The 15,708-nt window shown below is 57.4% G+C and carries 16 protein-coding genes; 10 read left to right on the forward strand and 6 right to left on the reverse strand.

Annotation, left to right across the window (positions count from 1 at the left end):
• The first annotated feature begins 362 nt into the window (after positions 1-362).
• From HALDL1_01310 to HALDL1_01320, 3 genes are all read left to right on the forward strand, one after another.
• The gene (locus tag HALDL1_01310) at positions 363-1,262 is read left to right on the forward strand and encodes a DNA-binding protein (protein AHG05634.1); all 900 of its coding nucleotides are present in this window, start codon (positions 363-365) and stop codon (positions 1,260-1,262) included.
• A 779-nt stretch (positions 1,263-2,041) separates the two neighbouring features.
• Complete coding sequence (locus HALDL1_01315; protein ID AHG05723.1) at positions 2,042-2,266, forward strand: hypothetical protein; 225 nt, start codon at positions 2,042-2,044, stop codon at positions 2,264-2,266.
• 190 nt (positions 2,267-2,456) lie between these two features.
• Positions 2,457-2,951 carry a hypothetical protein gene (locus HALDL1_01320; GenBank protein AHG05724.1) on the forward strand — a complete coding sequence of 165 codons (495 nt, stop codon included), beginning with the start codon at positions 2,457-2,459 and terminating at the stop codon, positions 2,949-2,951.
• Positions 2,952-3,202: 251 nt separating this feature from the next.
• Here HALDL1_01320 and HALDL1_01325 read toward each other — a convergent pair whose 3' ends face one another.
• Positions 3,203-4,114 (reverse strand): hypothetical protein, encoded by a 912-nt coding sequence (locus tag HALDL1_01325; protein AHG05635.1) that lies wholly within the window; start codon positions 4,112-4,114, stop codon positions 3,203-3,205.
• A gap of 198 nt (positions 4,115-4,312) precedes the next feature.
• On the opposite strand from HALDL1_01325, the gene HALDL1_01330 reads away from it, so the two are divergent.
• From HALDL1_01330 to HALDL1_01350, 4 genes are all read left to right on the forward strand, one after another.
• Positions 4,313-5,179 carry a hypothetical protein gene (locus HALDL1_01330; GenBank protein ID AHG05725.1) on the forward strand — a complete coding sequence of 289 codons (867 nt, stop codon included), beginning with the start codon at positions 4,313-4,315 and terminating at the stop codon, positions 5,177-5,179.
• Positions 5,180-5,618: 439 nt separating this feature from the next.
• The gene (locus HALDL1_01340) at positions 5,619-6,332 is read left to right on the forward strand and encodes a hypothetical protein (protein AHG05726.1); all 714 of its coding nucleotides are present in this window, start codon (positions 5,619-5,621) and stop codon (positions 6,330-6,332) included.
• A gap of 78 nt (positions 6,333-6,410) precedes the next feature.
• Positions 6,411-7,301: a hypothetical protein gene (locus HALDL1_01345; protein AHG05727.1), complete on the forward strand. Its 891-nt coding sequence runs from the start codon at positions 6,411-6,413 to the stop codon at positions 7,299-7,301.
• 64 nt (positions 7,302-7,365) lie between these two features.
• Positions 7,366-8,190, forward strand: a complete 825-nt coding sequence (locus tag HALDL1_01350) for a transposase IS4 (GenBank protein AHG05636.1) — start codon at positions 7,366-7,368, stop codon at positions 8,188-8,190.
• A gap of 1,125 nt (positions 8,191-9,315) precedes the next feature.
• Here HALDL1_01350 and HALDL1_01355 read toward each other — a convergent pair.
• The 3 genes from HALDL1_01355 to HALDL1_01365 form a co-directional block, all read right to left on the reverse strand.
• Positions 9,316-11,541, reverse strand: coding sequence for an ATPase (locus HALDL1_01355; protein ID AHG05637.1), 2,226 nt, complete (start codon positions 11,539-11,541; stop codon positions 9,316-9,318).
• A 5-nt stretch (positions 11,542-11,546) separates the two neighbouring features.
• Positions 11,547-11,903: a hypothetical protein gene (locus tag HALDL1_01360; protein ID AHG05638.1), complete on the reverse strand. Its 357-nt coding sequence runs from the start codon at positions 11,901-11,903 to the stop codon at positions 11,547-11,549.
• Between the two features lie 446 nt (positions 11,904-12,349).
• Positions 12,350-12,949, reverse strand: a complete 600-nt coding sequence (locus HALDL1_01365) for a hypothetical protein (GenBank protein AHG05639.1) — start codon at positions 12,947-12,949, stop codon at positions 12,350-12,352.
• Between the two features lie 130 nt (positions 12,950-13,079).
• Here HALDL1_01365 and HALDL1_01370 point away from each other — a divergent pair, with 130 nt between their 5' ends.
• The 3 genes from HALDL1_01370 to HALDL1_01380 are packed head-to-tail and all read left to right on the forward strand — an operon-like array spanning position 13,080 to position 14,009.
• On the forward strand, positions 13,080-13,430 hold the full coding sequence (locus tag HALDL1_01370; protein ID AHG05640.1) for an ArsR family transcriptional regulator: 351 nt from the start codon (positions 13,080-13,082) through the stop codon (positions 13,428-13,430).
• 7 nt (positions 13,431-13,437) lie between these two features.
• Complete coding sequence (locus tag HALDL1_01375) at positions 13,438-13,737, forward strand: hypothetical protein (GenBank protein ID AHG05641.1); 300 nt, start codon at positions 13,438-13,440, stop codon at positions 13,735-13,737.
• Entirely contained in the window at positions 13,734-14,009 is a 276-nt protein-coding gene (locus HALDL1_01380) for a hypothetical protein (GenBank protein ID AHG05642.1), read from the forward strand. The genes HALDL1_01375 and HALDL1_01380 overlap by 4 nt, the downstream gene beginning before the upstream one ends.
• 352 nt (positions 14,010-14,361) lie before the next feature.
• Here the strand turns inward: HALDL1_01380 and HALDL1_01385 are convergent, their stop codons facing one another.
• Both HALDL1_01385 and HALDL1_01390 read right to left on the reverse strand, forming a co-directional pair.
• Positions 14,362-14,655, reverse strand: a complete 294-nt coding sequence (locus HALDL1_01385; protein ID AHG05643.1) for a chorismate mutase — start codon at positions 14,653-14,655, stop codon at positions 14,362-14,364.
• Positions 14,656-14,660: 5 nt separating this feature from the next.
• A complete protein-coding gene (locus HALDL1_01390; protein AHG05644.1) occupies positions 14,661-15,527 on the reverse strand; it encodes a shikimate kinase in 867 nt (288 codons plus the stop codon).
• Positions 15,528-15,708 lie beyond the last annotated feature (181 nt).

Below are 15,708 nucleotides of genomic sequence, written 5' to 3' on the forward strand. Positions count from 1 at the left end.
TATCCCCGTCGGTTGCGCCCCTTGCGGGCTTTCGCGTTCCAGCGCTTTGTGCCGCCTGCGCTGTCGCGCGCCACACGGCGGCGCGCGTTCTCGACGACAGTCGCCCTGGACACGGTCCCGCGCATCGGGCCGGACACGAGCGGGCATATCCCGCTGGACGCTTGCTCCGGGCGGGTCGGCGCGCGGTGCTGGTTGGGTGACCTTCCTTTGGCGCTCTCGCTCGCGCCCCAGGGGGCGCTCACGAAGGCGCGAGCGAGAGCGCGCAGATGGTTGAGTTGGTCGTTGTGGACAGCCACGGCTGGAGAGTCGTGGTGTCGGAAGAAGACGCCGAGTGAGCGCCTTCGGAATTGTGGAGAATTCCAATGTCAAGTAAGAACGTTCCCAGTGAAGTAGTTTCGGTCGATGAACAGGCATTCGAAAAATCAGACGAAGCGGCAGTCGATGAAGACGGCTTCGAGGTCGTCGATGAGACGCCGGAGTTCCAGGCAACGGTGCAGATGGAGGTACAGGCAAAGGTCGATGCAAATCACCCGGACGGGATGGTCGACACCAGTGAAGAGCGGATCTACGGTGCGACTCTCGAACAAGAAGAGCGCATTCGGGCGCGAGAGGCTGAACTGGAGCGCATCAGTGCCCAGGCGGAGCTGGGGACGCAAGAAGGTCGGGAGAAGCGGACGCGAGATATCGCAGCGAAGCGGAGCGCTGAGCGGCGTGCAGAGTTCCAGAAGCGGGCGGCGAGCGTGAATCCGATGGCTGACCCGGAGCGAGGCGATCCTCGTGCAGAACTCACGCAGGAGCAGTTAGCGGCGGTGAACAAGCAGTCGATGCGGCTGGCCGAAAAGCTGGATGGCTGGTCGCGAGCAGCGATTGGTCGGCGGCTGGGTGAAGCCGTAGTCGGTGGGAAAGACATGATGAGTGCAGTCATTGGGGTGTTCGAGGAGTTGCAGACGGCGCCGGGACAGGTGGTCCCCATCGGGATGCTCGAGGACGTCAATCGCAAAGAGGTGAGCATCGAGGGCCGAGTCGAGGTGCTCTGGGATGCGGACTCGCCGGCCATCGCGCAAGTCGGGCTAATCGCGGACGACAGTGGGAAAACGAAGGTGACGTCATGGGTTGCGAGTGACCAACCCTGGATCGAAGAGGGCGAGCGCGTGCGGATTCACGGAGCGGCGAAGAACTGGTACAATGGGCGCGTCTCGGTGGCTCTAACCGGCTGGACCACGGTCCACTTCCCCGAGCGCGGTCGGTGGTGGGAAGCGTAGCCAGCGTGCGCGGCCTTCTTTTTTGCTACGTGCCGGACCGACCCAGACCCCACCTCCCCACCCTCCGCTCCGTGCTCGCTACGCTGCGCGCGCAGCCACAACCTTTGCTACGCAGAAATTCTCAACAACCTCGTTAGGCACTCTCATCGTATATACCTATTATCAGGAGAAAATGGCTCCATTAAAATCCTCAGCCGGTGATCGTTCTGGGCGTCCGTGCTGAATATAGAGCGCATGTCTCCCAGCGGGTGGCTAGTGCACGAAAGACTACTCGTCTTCCCCGGAATCTATGACACTCGACTTATGAATTGGAACACTTGTTCCTCCCTTCGCCCCCTGTTCGGCCCCGTCGAACCAGTTGTTTCTATGCTGGAAGATTAGTGAAGTCGTCGTACTCACCGCTCCTCTTGACCTATCGAGTCACCAATCCATTCAACGACACGTAGGAGTTCCACCATCGGCGATGGATCGGACACTTGTTCGATCGTGTGACGGGCGGTCCCGAACCCTGGTGGAAGGAGGTCTGCTGAGACAGTGAGCGGACGCTCGCCATCTGAGGCCCACTGAACTTCCCGGTACATAATGTGATTTGGTGCAATGTCACTGTACTCTGTGGACCGATCATATACAGTCGGACCCTCAACCACGCACGGAGCGATTCCACTAGGGAGATTCACTAAGAGAACATCACCGGGGTCAACTCCTTCAACGAACGTTCGGATGCTCCCAATAGCTTTTCCTGCCTTAATTTTCGTGTCTTCATCGGGATATATCTCCTCATGCATGATGTCCCGAATTATATCCCACTGGATTTGCCCCTTGAGCGTATTTCCATAAGGCTCGTGTACGGTTTCGGGGGTCAGGACACTACCGTCTGTAGCGAGCTCAACACCACCGTTAGTGGCAAGCGCCCAATCCGAGATCGTGACGACACCGTCCTCGAACAGTCGGTCAGCGTAGGCTTCTCGGTCAACGTCATGGTATGCGATATTGAATTTGAATAGTCGGTTGGATGAGACGATATCCCTAATTCGCCGCCATAGGGGCGTCTCCTCGGAAGTGCTCATACAGATACCAAGCGTCCATTGGCCAAATATCCAGCGAACATTAGCCAAGGTCCGAATAGAATCTAGACATAGGCCAAAACCAATTTTACCCTTGGGTTTTTTCTACTTGGCCCCTCACATAGCAGATATGGGACCTACTCCCCACTCCGAGGCGGTTGCAATTGCCTGCGAGAACAAGGCGGTACCCAGCGAATCCCAGGGGCGGTACAACGCAACCGGGCTTTTGGTTGTCGACTACAGCACAGGCCACTCCTTCAACAAAGACGACCACGACGGTAGCGCCTCAACCACAGCGTTCAACGCCGTAAGAGATGCCTCCCGCTACGGTGGAATCGGAACGATCCGAAGCCCTGATTCGGAACTGATCACCGTAGGTCGGTACGGAACTGACGGCATCCGGCTGCTGGACTCTGTTGGAACCAAGGACTACGACCTAAAGGGGCTGCAGTTCGAGGAGTACGCAGTACTCGGACCGGGCGACGACCGGTACGGACGTGTGAAGGACATCTCAGGGACGCTAGGGTCAACCGTTCGTCATCTTCCCGATGACAAAGCGGCTGACCTGCGGGAACTGCTCGCTGAACTTGAAGCTGAAGGGAGAATGCGGCGGCCTGTTCGATAAGCAAGCTACCCCATTACCAACGTATCACCCGGGTCGAAGTCCATCTCGGGACCGAACAACAATTATCTGAGCTCCCACGCCGAGAGCTTGTACTCATATTAGCTGCAACCGCTTCAGTCGTGTACCTGTTCACCGACTACGTGGGCAATGTCCAGTGACCCGCTGGAAAACTCCTGTCTGACCCCGTCCTCTATATCCAGCACGCGATTTCTGTCCACTAGTGACGATTTCAGCAGAGCCGAAAAGTAAGATTAGTGCGTTTCTACCCACATACGCCCCATTGTCGATAGTTCCGTCTCGTGTCTATTTCCGCTATCCCTTCGGGTGACGTACCCCTTTGTATCTAGGTTAGACACATTGTACTGAACTCGACTTCTGAATGATTCGCCATATTCTTCGCCATTCTCCTCGGCCATCGCCTCCGCAAGTTCTGAGGTCGATTCGAACGTACCCTTCCCCTTGAGAAATCGAAGAACATGCTCCTCGAACTCTTTCACGTTGCTACCAGGGGATGACGGAAACTCAACGAACATATGCCCGTCACCATCTAAATCTTCCCGCGTACCCTCTGTCACGCCACTTTCATCGACCCGATCTAGTATGTCGGTAATCGCCTCATAGTGCTGATGTACCCGAAGGTCTTCGTACTCCTTCAGTTCATCAAAGGCCTCGGCCGCATCTTCCAACACATCAAGCATTTCCAAGACCAGATACTCCTTGGGGGCCACGTAGTACGTGTGTACGCGATCTCGGATGTCCTCGAACTCCTCTTGTTTCTCAGCTATCAGTGAGTCAGCAGCTGTCGCAAACGCGAACGACACCGTCCGCGGCATGGAGGAGATATTGACGTAGACTTCGTTCCCCCTCTTGATTTCCTCCAGAATGTAGTCATGCGCTTTGGGATAGAGCGTCTCGTACTCGTACATCTCTTCAAGATTGACTGCCTCAATTTGGACCTCGATGTCGATCAGCTCGAATGTACGCTCCAGTTTCCCGGTCATATTCTTTGCAAGCTGCGCTGCCCGGTCTGTCGGGTCATCGTCGGGCTCGCCTTTGTGGGTGAGGAGGACGACACGGTCAGCCTCCATCTCACCCTTTGATATTGGACGAATAAGGCGGTCAAAATCGAATCCGACTGGTATGAAATGAACCCTATCACTCATAGTTCATAGTCAGCCACCTCCGTGTTAAATCTCTCCGATATTGACCGCCTATCGCCACCATATAGTTTCGGCCCGCCTAGAACATAGACGATTTGTGTCCTATCTGGCCCACCTGTTTGAAAATTCTCCAACAAAGTTTTATATACAGAATTCGTAGAATGGCGGTAGGTGCCAAGTGAACGACCCGCACCATCGCCAATGAATTCGCACTCCATACAGAGAGATTCGCATAGAGGTCAGCAAACCCTGTTAGCCTCCTTGATTGCGCAGTACTCCCAACTTCAGGCGATTCTCCGCCTCGAGCCCAGCGGGAAGTTTCTCGATCTACTGGAGGCGGATCCAACGATTGAACACGTGATGGTGACACTCAGCGAAGCCGAGAGCGTTCTGAGAAATCACGGAGGATTCGATAACATCCTCCAGCCCCACCACAAACTCACAATCGTGGGCACGGAACCCGACCCAACAGTCACGGACAGAGGGCGATGGGCGGAAATAGACCTCTATGCCGAAATCACGCGTGAGGCGCGAATCATCCCGGACTGGTTATGGGTCTACCATCAGATGGAGCCAGAACATCAGTTAGAGAACGTGAGAAAGTACCTCGATCGATTCGAATGGCTCTACCAGACGGCCGAGGAGATGGGACTATCCCACGAACTCATACCTTTGGCTAAAGGGCTTTCTCAACCCCATTTCAAGGAGGCTCGTGAGACCTTCGCCCGACTGGGTATCGATCGGTTCGCCATGTACGGCGTCCAGACACCCAGCAACTACGAATTCCGAGATCGGATACATCAGGCGGCTACCACCCTGAACCCTGAGGGAGTTTTGGTCATCGGTCGAGGGTCACCGAGACAGGTCGAAGTGCTGCCGGAGGTTGTTGATGAGGCTGCTGGGTGGTACTGGAAGCAGGATTGCGGTCTGACGACGGACGGGTATTCACAACAGAGGTTAGCCATGTGGATTTACGAAATCAAACAAGCGCTAGAGACGGAGCGCACCGACGAGCAGTCGCGAATTGGAGACTACCTTCCGGACTCTGAGGTGGTTATCAATGGGTGACGGGACGACAGACGACCTGTACATTGACCCCGAGGACGATGACAGTGGTAGTGCCTCCGGTGACGAAGCGCCAGACGTCGATCCCGACCAGACAGGGGTTGACGAGTACACCGATGAATCGCCGTCAGAGGAAGCACCCTCTGAAGATTCTGCCCCCCAGCCAACGGAGACCACACCGTCCGGAACAGACGGTAATGGAAGCAGTGGGGGTGGAGGTGGAGGCGGTGGCATCATCGGAATCCCCGAAGGTGTGGAGGTAGGTGGCGACTCCCCCGATGAGGCAGGAGAGGACCCCGATTCTTCAGAGCCCGAGAAGTCACAGGATCCCGAGACTCCGGACGAAGAACTGGAACAAGAGGAGTCGGAAGACGAGGATGATGACGACGATGAAGAAGAACAAGAACCGAAGGTTGTGCAATACTCAGACCCATGGGACAACGTGGGGTGGGGGCTGTATCCCATAATACTCAAAATCAAAGAGCGGTACGGACACGAAGTCGATACCGACTATCATCTTGTCCCCGTCCGCGAATTCGTCGACCCCAAAGAGATGGCATCGAAGTGGGAAAGAGACCGTCTTCGTCACAAGATGCCTATAGATACCTCCGTGTGGGAGGAGAATCCCCCGGAATCAACCGAACTCGCAAACCGCGCTTACCTGGCAGCGATGCACCAAGGGCCAAACGCCGCCCAACGATACCTTCGACGGCTTCGGACGGCCACCATGGTCGAAGGGACAAACATCGAGGATAAGGAGATCCTTTTCGAATTAGCGGAGAACGCGGGGCTCGATACCAACCAATTGGAGGAAGCTTGGGACAAAGTAGAGCCTCGTCAGACTAAACGTGATCTCAATCCGCCCTTCACCAAATTCCACGTCGACGGAGAGGAAGTCACTCAATCGGGCTATCTGCATTACGACGACATCGTCGATATTTTCGACCAATCAGGAATCGATAGTGAGGAGCCGCAACCCCTCTCCGGATTCGTTACCGAGCACGGCCCTGTTGCGACTCAAGAAGTCATGACGGTTTACGAGTGGCCGCAGGACCGAGCAGAGGAAGAACTCCAACAGCGGGACGATATTGTGCCTGTTGAGATCGGAGTTGGAACATTTTGGACGCGACACAAACAGGCAAATGAGAGGATCTGAGCCAACCCTGCTCGGTAATTTATCGAGTACTGAAAACCACGTCGTCGGCTCCTGCCGGGAAAATGACTTAGTGAGTGAATGAAACGAAGGACATTCCTTAAAGCGACGGCAGCTACGCCGATTGCGGCTTCAGGGGATGTAACCGCCCTGAAAGAGAGGAGTACAGTAGACGATGTCGCCGACAGCTATTTCGACGCACTCCCGGAGACGAAAACCGAGCGGAACGACACCGTCATTCAATGTGCCAACGAACTGTGCTCCGCACGCAAGGCCATCTCTGGAGAGACCCTCAATGCAGTGGTCGATAGTAGCGAGTCTGTGTCTGACGTCGTCCGTCGTCTCCAGTTTGGAGTTCGCATCCTCAACGAGTACAACATCACCGACAAGATAGACGAGTCTATGATTGAATCGGGACGACGGGATCTCAGCGAATATACCCGTTATCTCCCTCTCATTGGGAGTTTCAACAACCTCTGCAATGCTGCGTGTGTCGTCGAAACTCCTGATCCAAACCCAGAAGCTGTCAAGGAGTTCCTCTTCGCGTCGGCGGCGTTCGGTCTGGAGGTTGTCCTATGGACCATCGGTACTCCGTACAAGATGGCATGGAGAGGAACACGCTTCATCGCCAACCGCACATTCCTTCGGTTCGCCCGGCACGGCTGCCGAGGGTGTATCGCTCTACTGATGAGCGAACTCCATTGGGCGATTCGAGGTTCAGTCTACGGTGAGGCTGTCACAGACAGCAACGTCGAGTTCGTATGGGATCAAATTCAGAACCTCAAGACCGACGCGGAGGAGTGGAACTACGACGTCAACCTGGATTTCACCTACGATGAGATACAGAACTTGATCGCCCCTGAAGGCGGCTCGGCTGTTGGGATGTTCCCGCAGGAAAAGGAGGGGCTAATCGAACGATACATCCCTGATTTCGATTTGGAGCTTCCAAACCTTTCCGAACTGCTCTGTTGAATAGCAGTCTAATCAGCCAATATCACCGGTTTAGAAGGATGAAGCCGAGGAATTCGATCTTGGTATGGAAATCGATCTCCTCGACTTCGTAAAGCAGTGTCGGCACCTAGCCAAACAAGCGTTGGGGAAGTACGCGGGCGAGCCCGCCAGCGGCGGGTTCGCCCGCTGGAAGCACGTCGTACTACACTGCTTCCGGCTCGAAGAGGGCCACAGCTACCGTGAAACGCCGAATCGGCTGAAGTATCTGACCGAGATTCGTGACGCACTCGGCTTAGATCGGGACGATCTCCCGGACTACAGCACGATCTACAAGTCGTTCGACCGGCTGAAAATGTGGGTGTGGCGGGTGTTGCTGCGCGTTTCAGCGCAGCAACACCCGCAGTCTGGCCACGCAGCACTCGACAGCACCTTCTTCGACCGGCGTTCAGCTTCGTCGTACTACCGCCAGCGATCCGGCAGTACCGTTCAGACGCTGAAAGTGACGACATTAACCGATGTAGAGTCTCTTGCCGTCCTTGACGTTCATGTCTCTGCCCGGTGGAAACACGACACGAAGACCGGGCCGCAGGTCGTCCGCCGGAACGCGGACGACCTGCTGTCCGTCGCGGCGGACAAAGCCTTCCACAACTGGCTGACCAAATACGAGTTCTACGCGCTGGGTGTCGACCCGCTCATCTTACAACGCGGGTCAAAACCACTAACCGTTGGACACAACGCGCTTATCCGGGCAAAAGGCTACTCTCAGCGCTGGATGGCCGAGACGTCGTACTCGACAACGAAGCGCTCGCTCGGCGACGCCGTGCGAGCGCTCGGCTGGTATCGACAGTTCCGTGAAATCGTCCTCATGTTCGCCATCGCCAACATAGAACCGCTCTGTGAGCCACTCTAACTGTGACTCAGCATCTATTCAACACGGCATTCCGAACTACTCTCATAGACGCACTGAAGTGATCAAGGATTCAAAACCAAATGCAGCAAAGAGATTATTATGGGCGAGGATAGCGAAGATTCAGACGCAGAGTCCGGGGAGGATCCAAATCCCACTATCTCTACAGGCCTTACTGTCGATATAGACGTTAGCGGCTCTGTTGAAATCCTCAGCAAGTGATATATTTTGACCCGGTTGCAGTCAATACAGAGAACAAGGATATTGGGGTCTGATAGCTCGCCATTATTTTACCGCTCAATAAGAGACTGTACGTATGGATAGCAATTCAGACGAGACTAATATCGCCCTTGCGAGGCCGACGTGGGTCAAGAAATTACATCCTCGAACTGTCGGTTCGCGCTGTTGGAGCTGGTTCCGTCTAGACGCTGGTAGCCACGGTCAACTCTTGAGCGTCTTGAGTTATCTCCCTGCGATGCTCATCACACCGATTGTAACGGGTATTGCTCTTTTGTTGTATGCCATGGGATACTCACTTACCCGTCCGGATGCAATGGTCGGCGGCGAGTGAGCACACGACTATTAGATACGTAGCTTTCATCGACCGGCTGTTTCAGGCGAGAATATATCTGAAGAAGAGGATTTCAACAGAGCCGTTGAACAGTAAACCGGGCCTTGTAATGTGTTACCGACTCTCCCGCTGCTCCACTTTGTTCAGGTAGCTGAAATCCACCATGGATTCTTGTGGAAAATAGGGATATTATGGATTCAAGGGAGCCGTTATCAGTCGTTACAGACTTTGAAACGCAACTGTATATAAAGAAACGACGATAGTGAATATGAGGCCCTTGTTGAATCCATCAATTGGTGATGGGTTTCAACAGCCGTGCTGCATACGCTGCGTATATCTTGGACAGTGTCAGATCAATACAATCGGCTCTCTCACAGGACGGATGACAGAACAAACATTGGAGATGGGTGCTAACTCGCGTTCGTCGCATAGAATAGCGGCCAGCCGAAGTCCCATTCGAGGGTACCTCAGTTAGTAGTCGTCGCAGACCACTGCAAGCATTTGCATATACCATGCCATTCGCAGTAGTGTGTCCCGGTGGGAATCCGATCGTCGTCTCAATTCGAGATATCGGCCCGACGCAGGAGCTGGGCGTTGACCGCGACGACTATCGTGCTCGCGGACATCAAAACAGCCCCGACGGCGGGCGAAAGCAGGACACCGATGGGTGCGAGTAGGCCAGCGGCGAGCGGGAGTGCGATGACGTTGTACCCGGCTGCCCAGACGATGTTCTCCTGCATCTTCCGGTAGCTCTTCCGACTGAGGCGGACGAGGCTGGCCACGTCCCGCGGGTCGTTCTCCACGAGGACAACGTCAGCCGACTCAACAGCCACGTCGGTACCCGACCCGATGGCAATGCCGACGTCCGCACGGGTTAACGCGGGCGCGTCGTTCACGCCGTCCCCGACCATCGCGACGAGGGTTCCGCCCTCCTGTAACTCAACAATCTTCTCGTCCTTATCCGCGGGCAACACCTCGGCGAAGTACGTGTCGATGCCGAGTTCTTCCGAGACGGCCCGGGCGACGTCTTCGGAGTCACCGGTTAACATCGCCACCTCGACACCCATCTGATGGAGTGCCTCGATAGCCTCAAAGCTCTCCTCTCGAACCACGTCCGCGAGTGCCACCGCAGCTACCGCCTCCTCTTCGCGGAGGAGGTAGACGACACCCTGTCCCCGAGAGCCAGCGCGCTCCGCGAACGCGTCGATTTCTCCCGGTATCTCGACGCCCAGGTGCCGGATCAGGTTCGGGCCACCGACGTGAACCGACTCTCGTTTGGTCTCACCCGTTCCCGAGGTGACGGCGGTCGTGTCGACTGTCGCCCGGACGCCACGGCCCTCAAGCGCCTCGAACCCAGTTGCGTCCGGGACGGTGAGGCCACGTTCTTCGACCTCGGACAGAATCGCCTCGCCAATCATATGCTCGGAGTCGGTCTCGACGGCGGCCATCAGCGTCAGCGCCTCGTTCTCGGTCAGCGTCCCGGTCGTAGTTACATCGACGATCCCCTGCTCGCCCTTCGTCAGCGTCCCGGTCTTGTCGAAGACGACCACGTCGAGGTTACGGGCCTCCTCCATCGCTATGCGATCGCGGATAAGCATCCCGTTGCTGGCCGCCATCGATGTGTTGATGGCGACGACGAGCGGCACAGCGAGTCCGAGCGCGTGCGGACAGGCGATAACCAGCACTGTCACGACGCGTTCAACCACCGGGAATCCGAACCCGACCGCAGCCGTCCACGCGACGGCGGTGACAGTCGCCACCGTGAGCGCCGCGTAGAACAGCCAGCCGGCGGCCCGATCGGCGAGCACCTGCGTCCGGGACTTACTCCGCTGGGCCTCATCGACCAGCCGCATGATGCCCGAGAGAGCAGTCGCGTCGCCGGTTGCGGTCACCCGGACGCGAAGGCTTCCGTCTCGGTTTGTCGTCCCGCCGATGACCTCGTCACCGGGCTCCTTCGAGACGGGTTTGGACTCGCCGGTGAGCATCGACTCGTTGACGTTCGACTCCCCTTCCTCGACGACGCCGTCGGCTGGCACGTTCGCCCCGGGGCGAACAAGTACGAGGTCATCCTGCTGAAGTTCGGCGACCGGAACCGTCTCCGGCTCACCACCGTCTGTGAGCCGTTCGGCGGTGTCTGGCATCAGGTCGGCGAGGTGGTCGAGTGCTCCCGATGCACGGCGGACGCTCCGCATCTCGACCCAGTGGCCGAGCAGGAAGATGACGATGAGTGTGACGAGTTCCCAGAAGAACGGCTCGCCGACCCCGAACGCCACGGCCCCGATGCTGTAGACGAACGCGACAGTAATCGCCAGCGAGATCAGTAGCATCATCCCTGGCTCCCGGTTGTGAGCCTCGACGGCCCCCATCCGGAGGAACGGTACGCCCCCGTACCCGAATACGAGGAGCCCGAAGGCGGGCGCGATGAATTCGCTCCCAGTGAAGCCTATTGCGGCGAAGCCGAGCCACGACTGTAACGTAGTGCTGTAGTAGAGGACGGGCACTGCAAGGGCGAGACACACGAAGAACCGTCGTCTGAACATCGCCTCGTGCCCCGAGTGGTCGACCATTGAACCGTGGTCGTGGTCTGCGCTGCCGTGGTCGTTCTGACTGTGGCCGGCGTGATGGTTGTAATCGGGGGATTCGGCGCGATCATCGGTTTCGTCCGTCGCGCGGCGGTCGCTTTCGGTCTCGTAGCACGCGCAGACCCGACACCCAGGGCACGCTCGATCGGTGGGGCGCTCGGCGGGGGCGTGCTGATGATGCGCCGCGTGGTCGTCGTCCATCGGCCTCACTCCGAACGATCGAGGCGTTCTCGCCGTTGTTCGAATTCCTCCTCGGAGAGGTCTCCCCGTGCATAGGTGAGGCGCAGTTCTTCGAGTGCGGCGTCCGTATCATTGCTATTGGGAGGGTTAAACACTCTATACAGGAGGTATCCTCCACCAAGAAATATCACAAGCGGAACGATCCACATCACAAGCCACATCCACGATGCGCCTGCCCCATTCCACATCCCGCCGTCCCACATGTGTCCACTACCCCACATCGTCATCATCGGCCATGCGAACACCATCATCAAAACTGGAAGGAGTATCACGATGGCGACAACGAGCACGAGGAGTCGGTCAAATCCGTCACTCTGGGCCATGCATAGCGTTGGCGGACTGGAGTGATAAGTCCAGCACATGATGGCAGTGAATTGGGAAGTGTACGCTCTGTATTCAGCAAACCTCGTCTGACAGAAAGTAAGTAGTTCTCAGAGGCTGTACTGAATACAGGGCGCGAATACAGCACGGATGGTTCTCCGAATCGGGCTAACTCAGTTCGGTGGTTACAGGGTATGAGGAACTATGGTGGTGTAGTGAGGTTTGATCGGGTCGTCTTAAGCTGTTGTGCCATAAATTCACTAACAATTAACAGTCAGTTCCCTCAGCACCCAACTGCTGTAGATGATAAATACGGAATAAACGCAGGCTGTCTCTAGTTACTCATTTTTTTGTGTTTCATTCCCGTGGCCACTGATATCACGGAAAGCGGAGAAATATAAACTACTATACCATTCCCGCTGTCTCGAAAAATGGTGCCGTCTTCGGATTAGTGTCCGTGGCCGAGCGCTTCGTTACACATCGTGTTGAGTTCCGAGATCTTCTTCGTGACGCTCTCGGGCTTGTCCTGTGGCGGCTCCTCGAGCGCAGGTTGGCCGTGAGCGTCCGGTTCTCCGACGATGATGCTACCAATCATTCCGACCGTTTCGTGGGGCGTGCAGTAGTAGTGGTAGACCCCTTCAGTCTCGAAGGTGTGTTCGAACGTTGCGCCTGCCTCCGAGAGGAGGCTGCTGTCCCACGACGCGGCTCCGTCGGGGACGAGCTGTGGTTGATCGTTGTCTGGGTGGTAGGCCGTGGCAGAGTGGCTCCCACTTTCGTTGTGGAAGGTCACCGTGCCGCCGACCTCGACTCGGGCCACGTGAGGGTCGAAGTGGTACGTCCCGTCCGTCGTGATCATGTTCACCTGTGCTGTTTCCGTCGGGGCACCAATCTCCTCATCAGGATGGCTGTCTTCGCCGTGACCCTCTTCTTCGTCGTCGTGGCTCTCTTCTTCTGCCTGGCCACCCGAACAGCCAGCGAGACCAATGGCCGCCGCGGTACCAGATAGGCTGAGCATCCGTCGCCGGGTGTACAGAGATTCGTTTGTCATGGGATCAGTCACCTTGCACTTGAGGATACGCTTGCTGGGATAATGGGCGGGTCGCTGTTTTGCGCGCGACGCAAAACGATTCCCTCTTTAAGTATCTTGGAGTATTCATGAACTATTGCGAGGAACATCCGTGTCCACACAGGAACGCTCTGACGAACTCTTGGAGCTCCTCGGCCAAGAACGAGTCCGGCAGATTCTGGCCGCGACGAGTCAGGAATCTAGGTCTGCGAAGGAACTCAGCACAGAGTGTGATGTCGCGCTCTCAACCATCTATCGCCGAGTTGAGGACATGATTACCAACGACTTGCTCGTCGAGCAGACACGGATCGAATCAGATGGGAGCCACCACAGCGTCTACGAGGCGAAGGTCGACCATCTCGACGTCGATATCGACGATGGAACCATCGACGTGAGCGTCCATGTGCGGGAGAACGCTTCCGAGCGGTTCTCGCGCATCTGGAGCGAAATCAGGGAGAGTTGACATAACCATGCACATCGAACTCGTCATCGCGAAACTCATCACGGTTGGACTGGGGCTGTTGATAACGTACAAGGCCTACAAGGGGTATCGAACGTACGGCAGCGAGCCGATGCTGTACGTCGCTATCGGGTTCCTCTTTATTAGTATCGGCTCTGTCATTGAGGGTGTCCTGTTCGATGTGGTGGGCTTGTCGATATTCCTCTCTGGAACCATCCAGACTGCTATCGTCGCATTCGGGATGCTCGTCATTCTGTACTCGCTGTACGGTCAACTGCCACAACAAGCGAACGAAGGGGAGTCTCCATGACTGGCCACTGGGAACTTGCATTGATCGCTGTTCGCGTCCTGCTCCTTGGCGTCGGTCTCGCGACCACCGCAATCAGTTTCCGGGCCTACAGGCAGCAACAGACCCGATACCTCCGCGACGCAACGCTCGGGTTTGGGTTTATTACACTCGGCGTACTCATCGAGGGATTCCTCTACCAGTTCACTGGGTTGACGCTCACTCAAGTCCACGTCGCCGAATCCGTGTGTCTCGTCTTCGGTCTCGGTATCCTTCTTCGATCGTTCCTCGATTAACTAGACAAGCGGCGGTTACGATGGGCAGGTACCGTTGATGCCAACGCACGATGAATGATTCCAACGTACTAACTACAGCTTTCGAATGAAGCACGCGATTCGTGTTCTCTACTGGACTACTGAACGCCGATCATCGATAGGCATCGATCGAGTATCAAATTCCAGCAGTACACTGCCTTGTGGACGAAATAATCGAGGATGCCCCACTCGTCGGACGGTTCCGTTTGAATTAGTGTTCGTGGCACCGACGCGTCTATACTCTCGTTCACCGATCCGGGAACGAAAGAGCAACTGCCGGAAGAAGATTTTGTAATTCGAACCGCAGTAGAGGCCCTGAAACGCCCGAATTCGGCTACCGGCTCTCTCGTTGTTCAACTTTGTTCAGTTCGATCAACAGCCGGAAGATGGCTTTCACGAGGTTGGCGTCGACGTCGAAACGCTCGGCGTTCGCGCCGGCGCGCTCCATGACGCGCTCCTCCTGTCCCTCGTCGGTCGTCGGGAGATCCTGCTCGTCCTTTACGGCCGCCACCGTGTCGGCGACGTAGGTTCGGCGGGCGATCAGTTCGACGATCTCCTGATCGATATCTTCGATCTCGTGGCGCAGTTCGTCCAGACTCATCTCTTCGGGATTCGGTGTTTCGCTCATTGGGTTCACTCTCGTCCGACGGCCGCGCCGTCGTTTCTGGTGGTCGTTCGTCGCAGCGTTCCGGGTCGGTCGCCCCACGCGTCGGCGACCGCGTCGAGGTCGGTCTCGGGGTCGGTCGGGTCCGCGACGGCGACGACGCTCGGACCGGTGCCCGACAACGATACTCCGGTGGCGTGGGCCATCGCCTCCACCGCGGGGTCGGCGTCGAAGCCGAGTGCGGCCGAGAAGGCGAGTCCGTTGACCGTCATCGCCTCGGCGTACCGGCCCTCAAGCGCGAGGTCGCACACGAGGTCCGCCATCGACGCGACGGCCTCACAGCGAGCCACGTCCGCGTCCGCGCTGTACGCGCGCTCTGGCGGGGTCCACACGAGGACGTTCCAGTCGACGGTCTCGCGCGAACGCAACTCGTCAGCGCCGTTGTCGGTGACGGTGACTCCGCCGAGCATCGAGGCGGTCGCGTCGTCGAACGCGCCCGTGACGGTCACACCCGCGTCGCGAGCGGCTTGCACGCCGAGTCGGCAGGCCTCCAGCCGAGTGACGTCGACGGCCGAGTCCGTGTCGTCGTCTCCCACGGTCAGCCCGAGCGCGTCGCACGTCGCGAGCACGGTCGCGTTGGCGGCCGCGCTGGAGCTTTTCAGTCCGGCCGCGAGGGGTACGTCGCTGTCGGTCCGGACGGTGCCGCCCTCGCCGTCGCCCCACCGGTCGGTCGCGAGCGCGACGCAGCGCTCGATCAGGGCGGTGTCAGCGTCGGGAGCCTCGCTAATCGTCCCGTCGACGCCCTCGGCGGCCGGGTCGAGCGCGACGCTCGAACGCGTCTCGACGTCGATGCCGAAGGCCGAACCGGTGCCTGTCGCGAGCGCCGTGAGGTCCACTACCTGTGGTCGGAAGGCCATCCGGTGGAGGAAGTGCTCCACGAGCGGCTCAGTGGCCCTGCGGAAGCCGTCGCTCCAGACGGTGGTCGGACTGGCGACGTCCGCGACCGTCTGGTCGTCGACGATGATCCACAGCCACAGGATGACCTCGAGCCACGCACGAAGCGTGCCATCGACGAAG

It is taken from the genome of Halobacterium sp. DL1 (assembly GCA_000230955.3).
Lineage (GTDB): Archaea > Halobacteriota > Halobacteria > Halobacteriales > Halobacteriaceae > Halobacterium.

What these genes read in the sequence shown, in the direction of transcription:
- HALDL1_01375 (AHG05641.1), top strand. Translation starts at nt 13,438, where the DNA reads ATGCACATCGAACTCGTCATCGCGAAACTCATCACGGTTGGACTGGGG.
- HALDL1_01320 (AHG05724.1), top strand. Translation starts at nt 2,457, where the DNA reads ATGGGACCTACTCCCCACTCCGAGGCGGTTGCAATTGCCTGCGAGAAC.
- HALDL1_01325 (AHG05635.1), bottom strand. Translation starts at nt 4,114, where the DNA reads ATGAGTGATAGGGTTCATTTCATACCAGTCGGATTCGATTTTGACCGC.
- HALDL1_01380 (AHG05642.1), top strand. Translation starts at nt 13,734, where the DNA reads ATGACTGGCCACTGGGAACTTGCATTGATCGCTGTTCGCGTCCTGCTC.
- HALDL1_01385 (AHG05643.1), bottom strand. Translation starts at nt 14,655, where the DNA reads ATGAGCGAAACACCGAATCCCGAAGAGATGAGTCTGGACGAACTGCGC.
- HALDL1_01365 (AHG05639.1), bottom strand. Translation starts at nt 12,949, where the DNA reads ATGACAAACGAATCTCTGTACACCCGGCGACGGATGCTCAGCCTATCT.
- HALDL1_01360 (AHG05638.1), bottom strand. Translation starts at nt 11,903, where the DNA reads ATGGCCCAGAGTGACGGATTTGACCGACTCCTCGTGCTCGTTGTCGCC.
- HALDL1_01315 (AHG05723.1), top strand. Translation starts at nt 2,042, where the DNA reads ATGCATGATGTCCCGAATTATATCCCACTGGATTTGCCCCTTGAGCGT.
- HALDL1_01350 (AHG05636.1), top strand. Translation starts at nt 7,366, where the DNA reads ATGGAAATCGATCTCCTCGACTTCGTAAAGCAGTGTCGGCACCTAGCC.
- HALDL1_01310 (AHG05634.1), top strand. Translation starts at nt 363, where the DNA reads ATGTCAAGTAAGAACGTTCCCAGTGAAGTAGTTTCGGTCGATGAACAG.
- HALDL1_01330 (AHG05725.1), top strand. Translation starts at nt 4,313, where the DNA reads ATGAATTCGCACTCCATACAGAGAGATTCGCATAGAGGTCAGCAAACC.
- HALDL1_01355 (AHG05637.1), bottom strand. Translation starts at nt 11,541, where the DNA reads ATGGACGACGACCACGCGGCGCATCATCAGCACGCCCCCGCCGAGCGC.
- HALDL1_01345 (AHG05727.1), top strand. Translation starts at nt 6,411, where the DNA reads ATGAAACGAAGGACATTCCTTAAAGCGACGGCAGCTACGCCGATTGCG.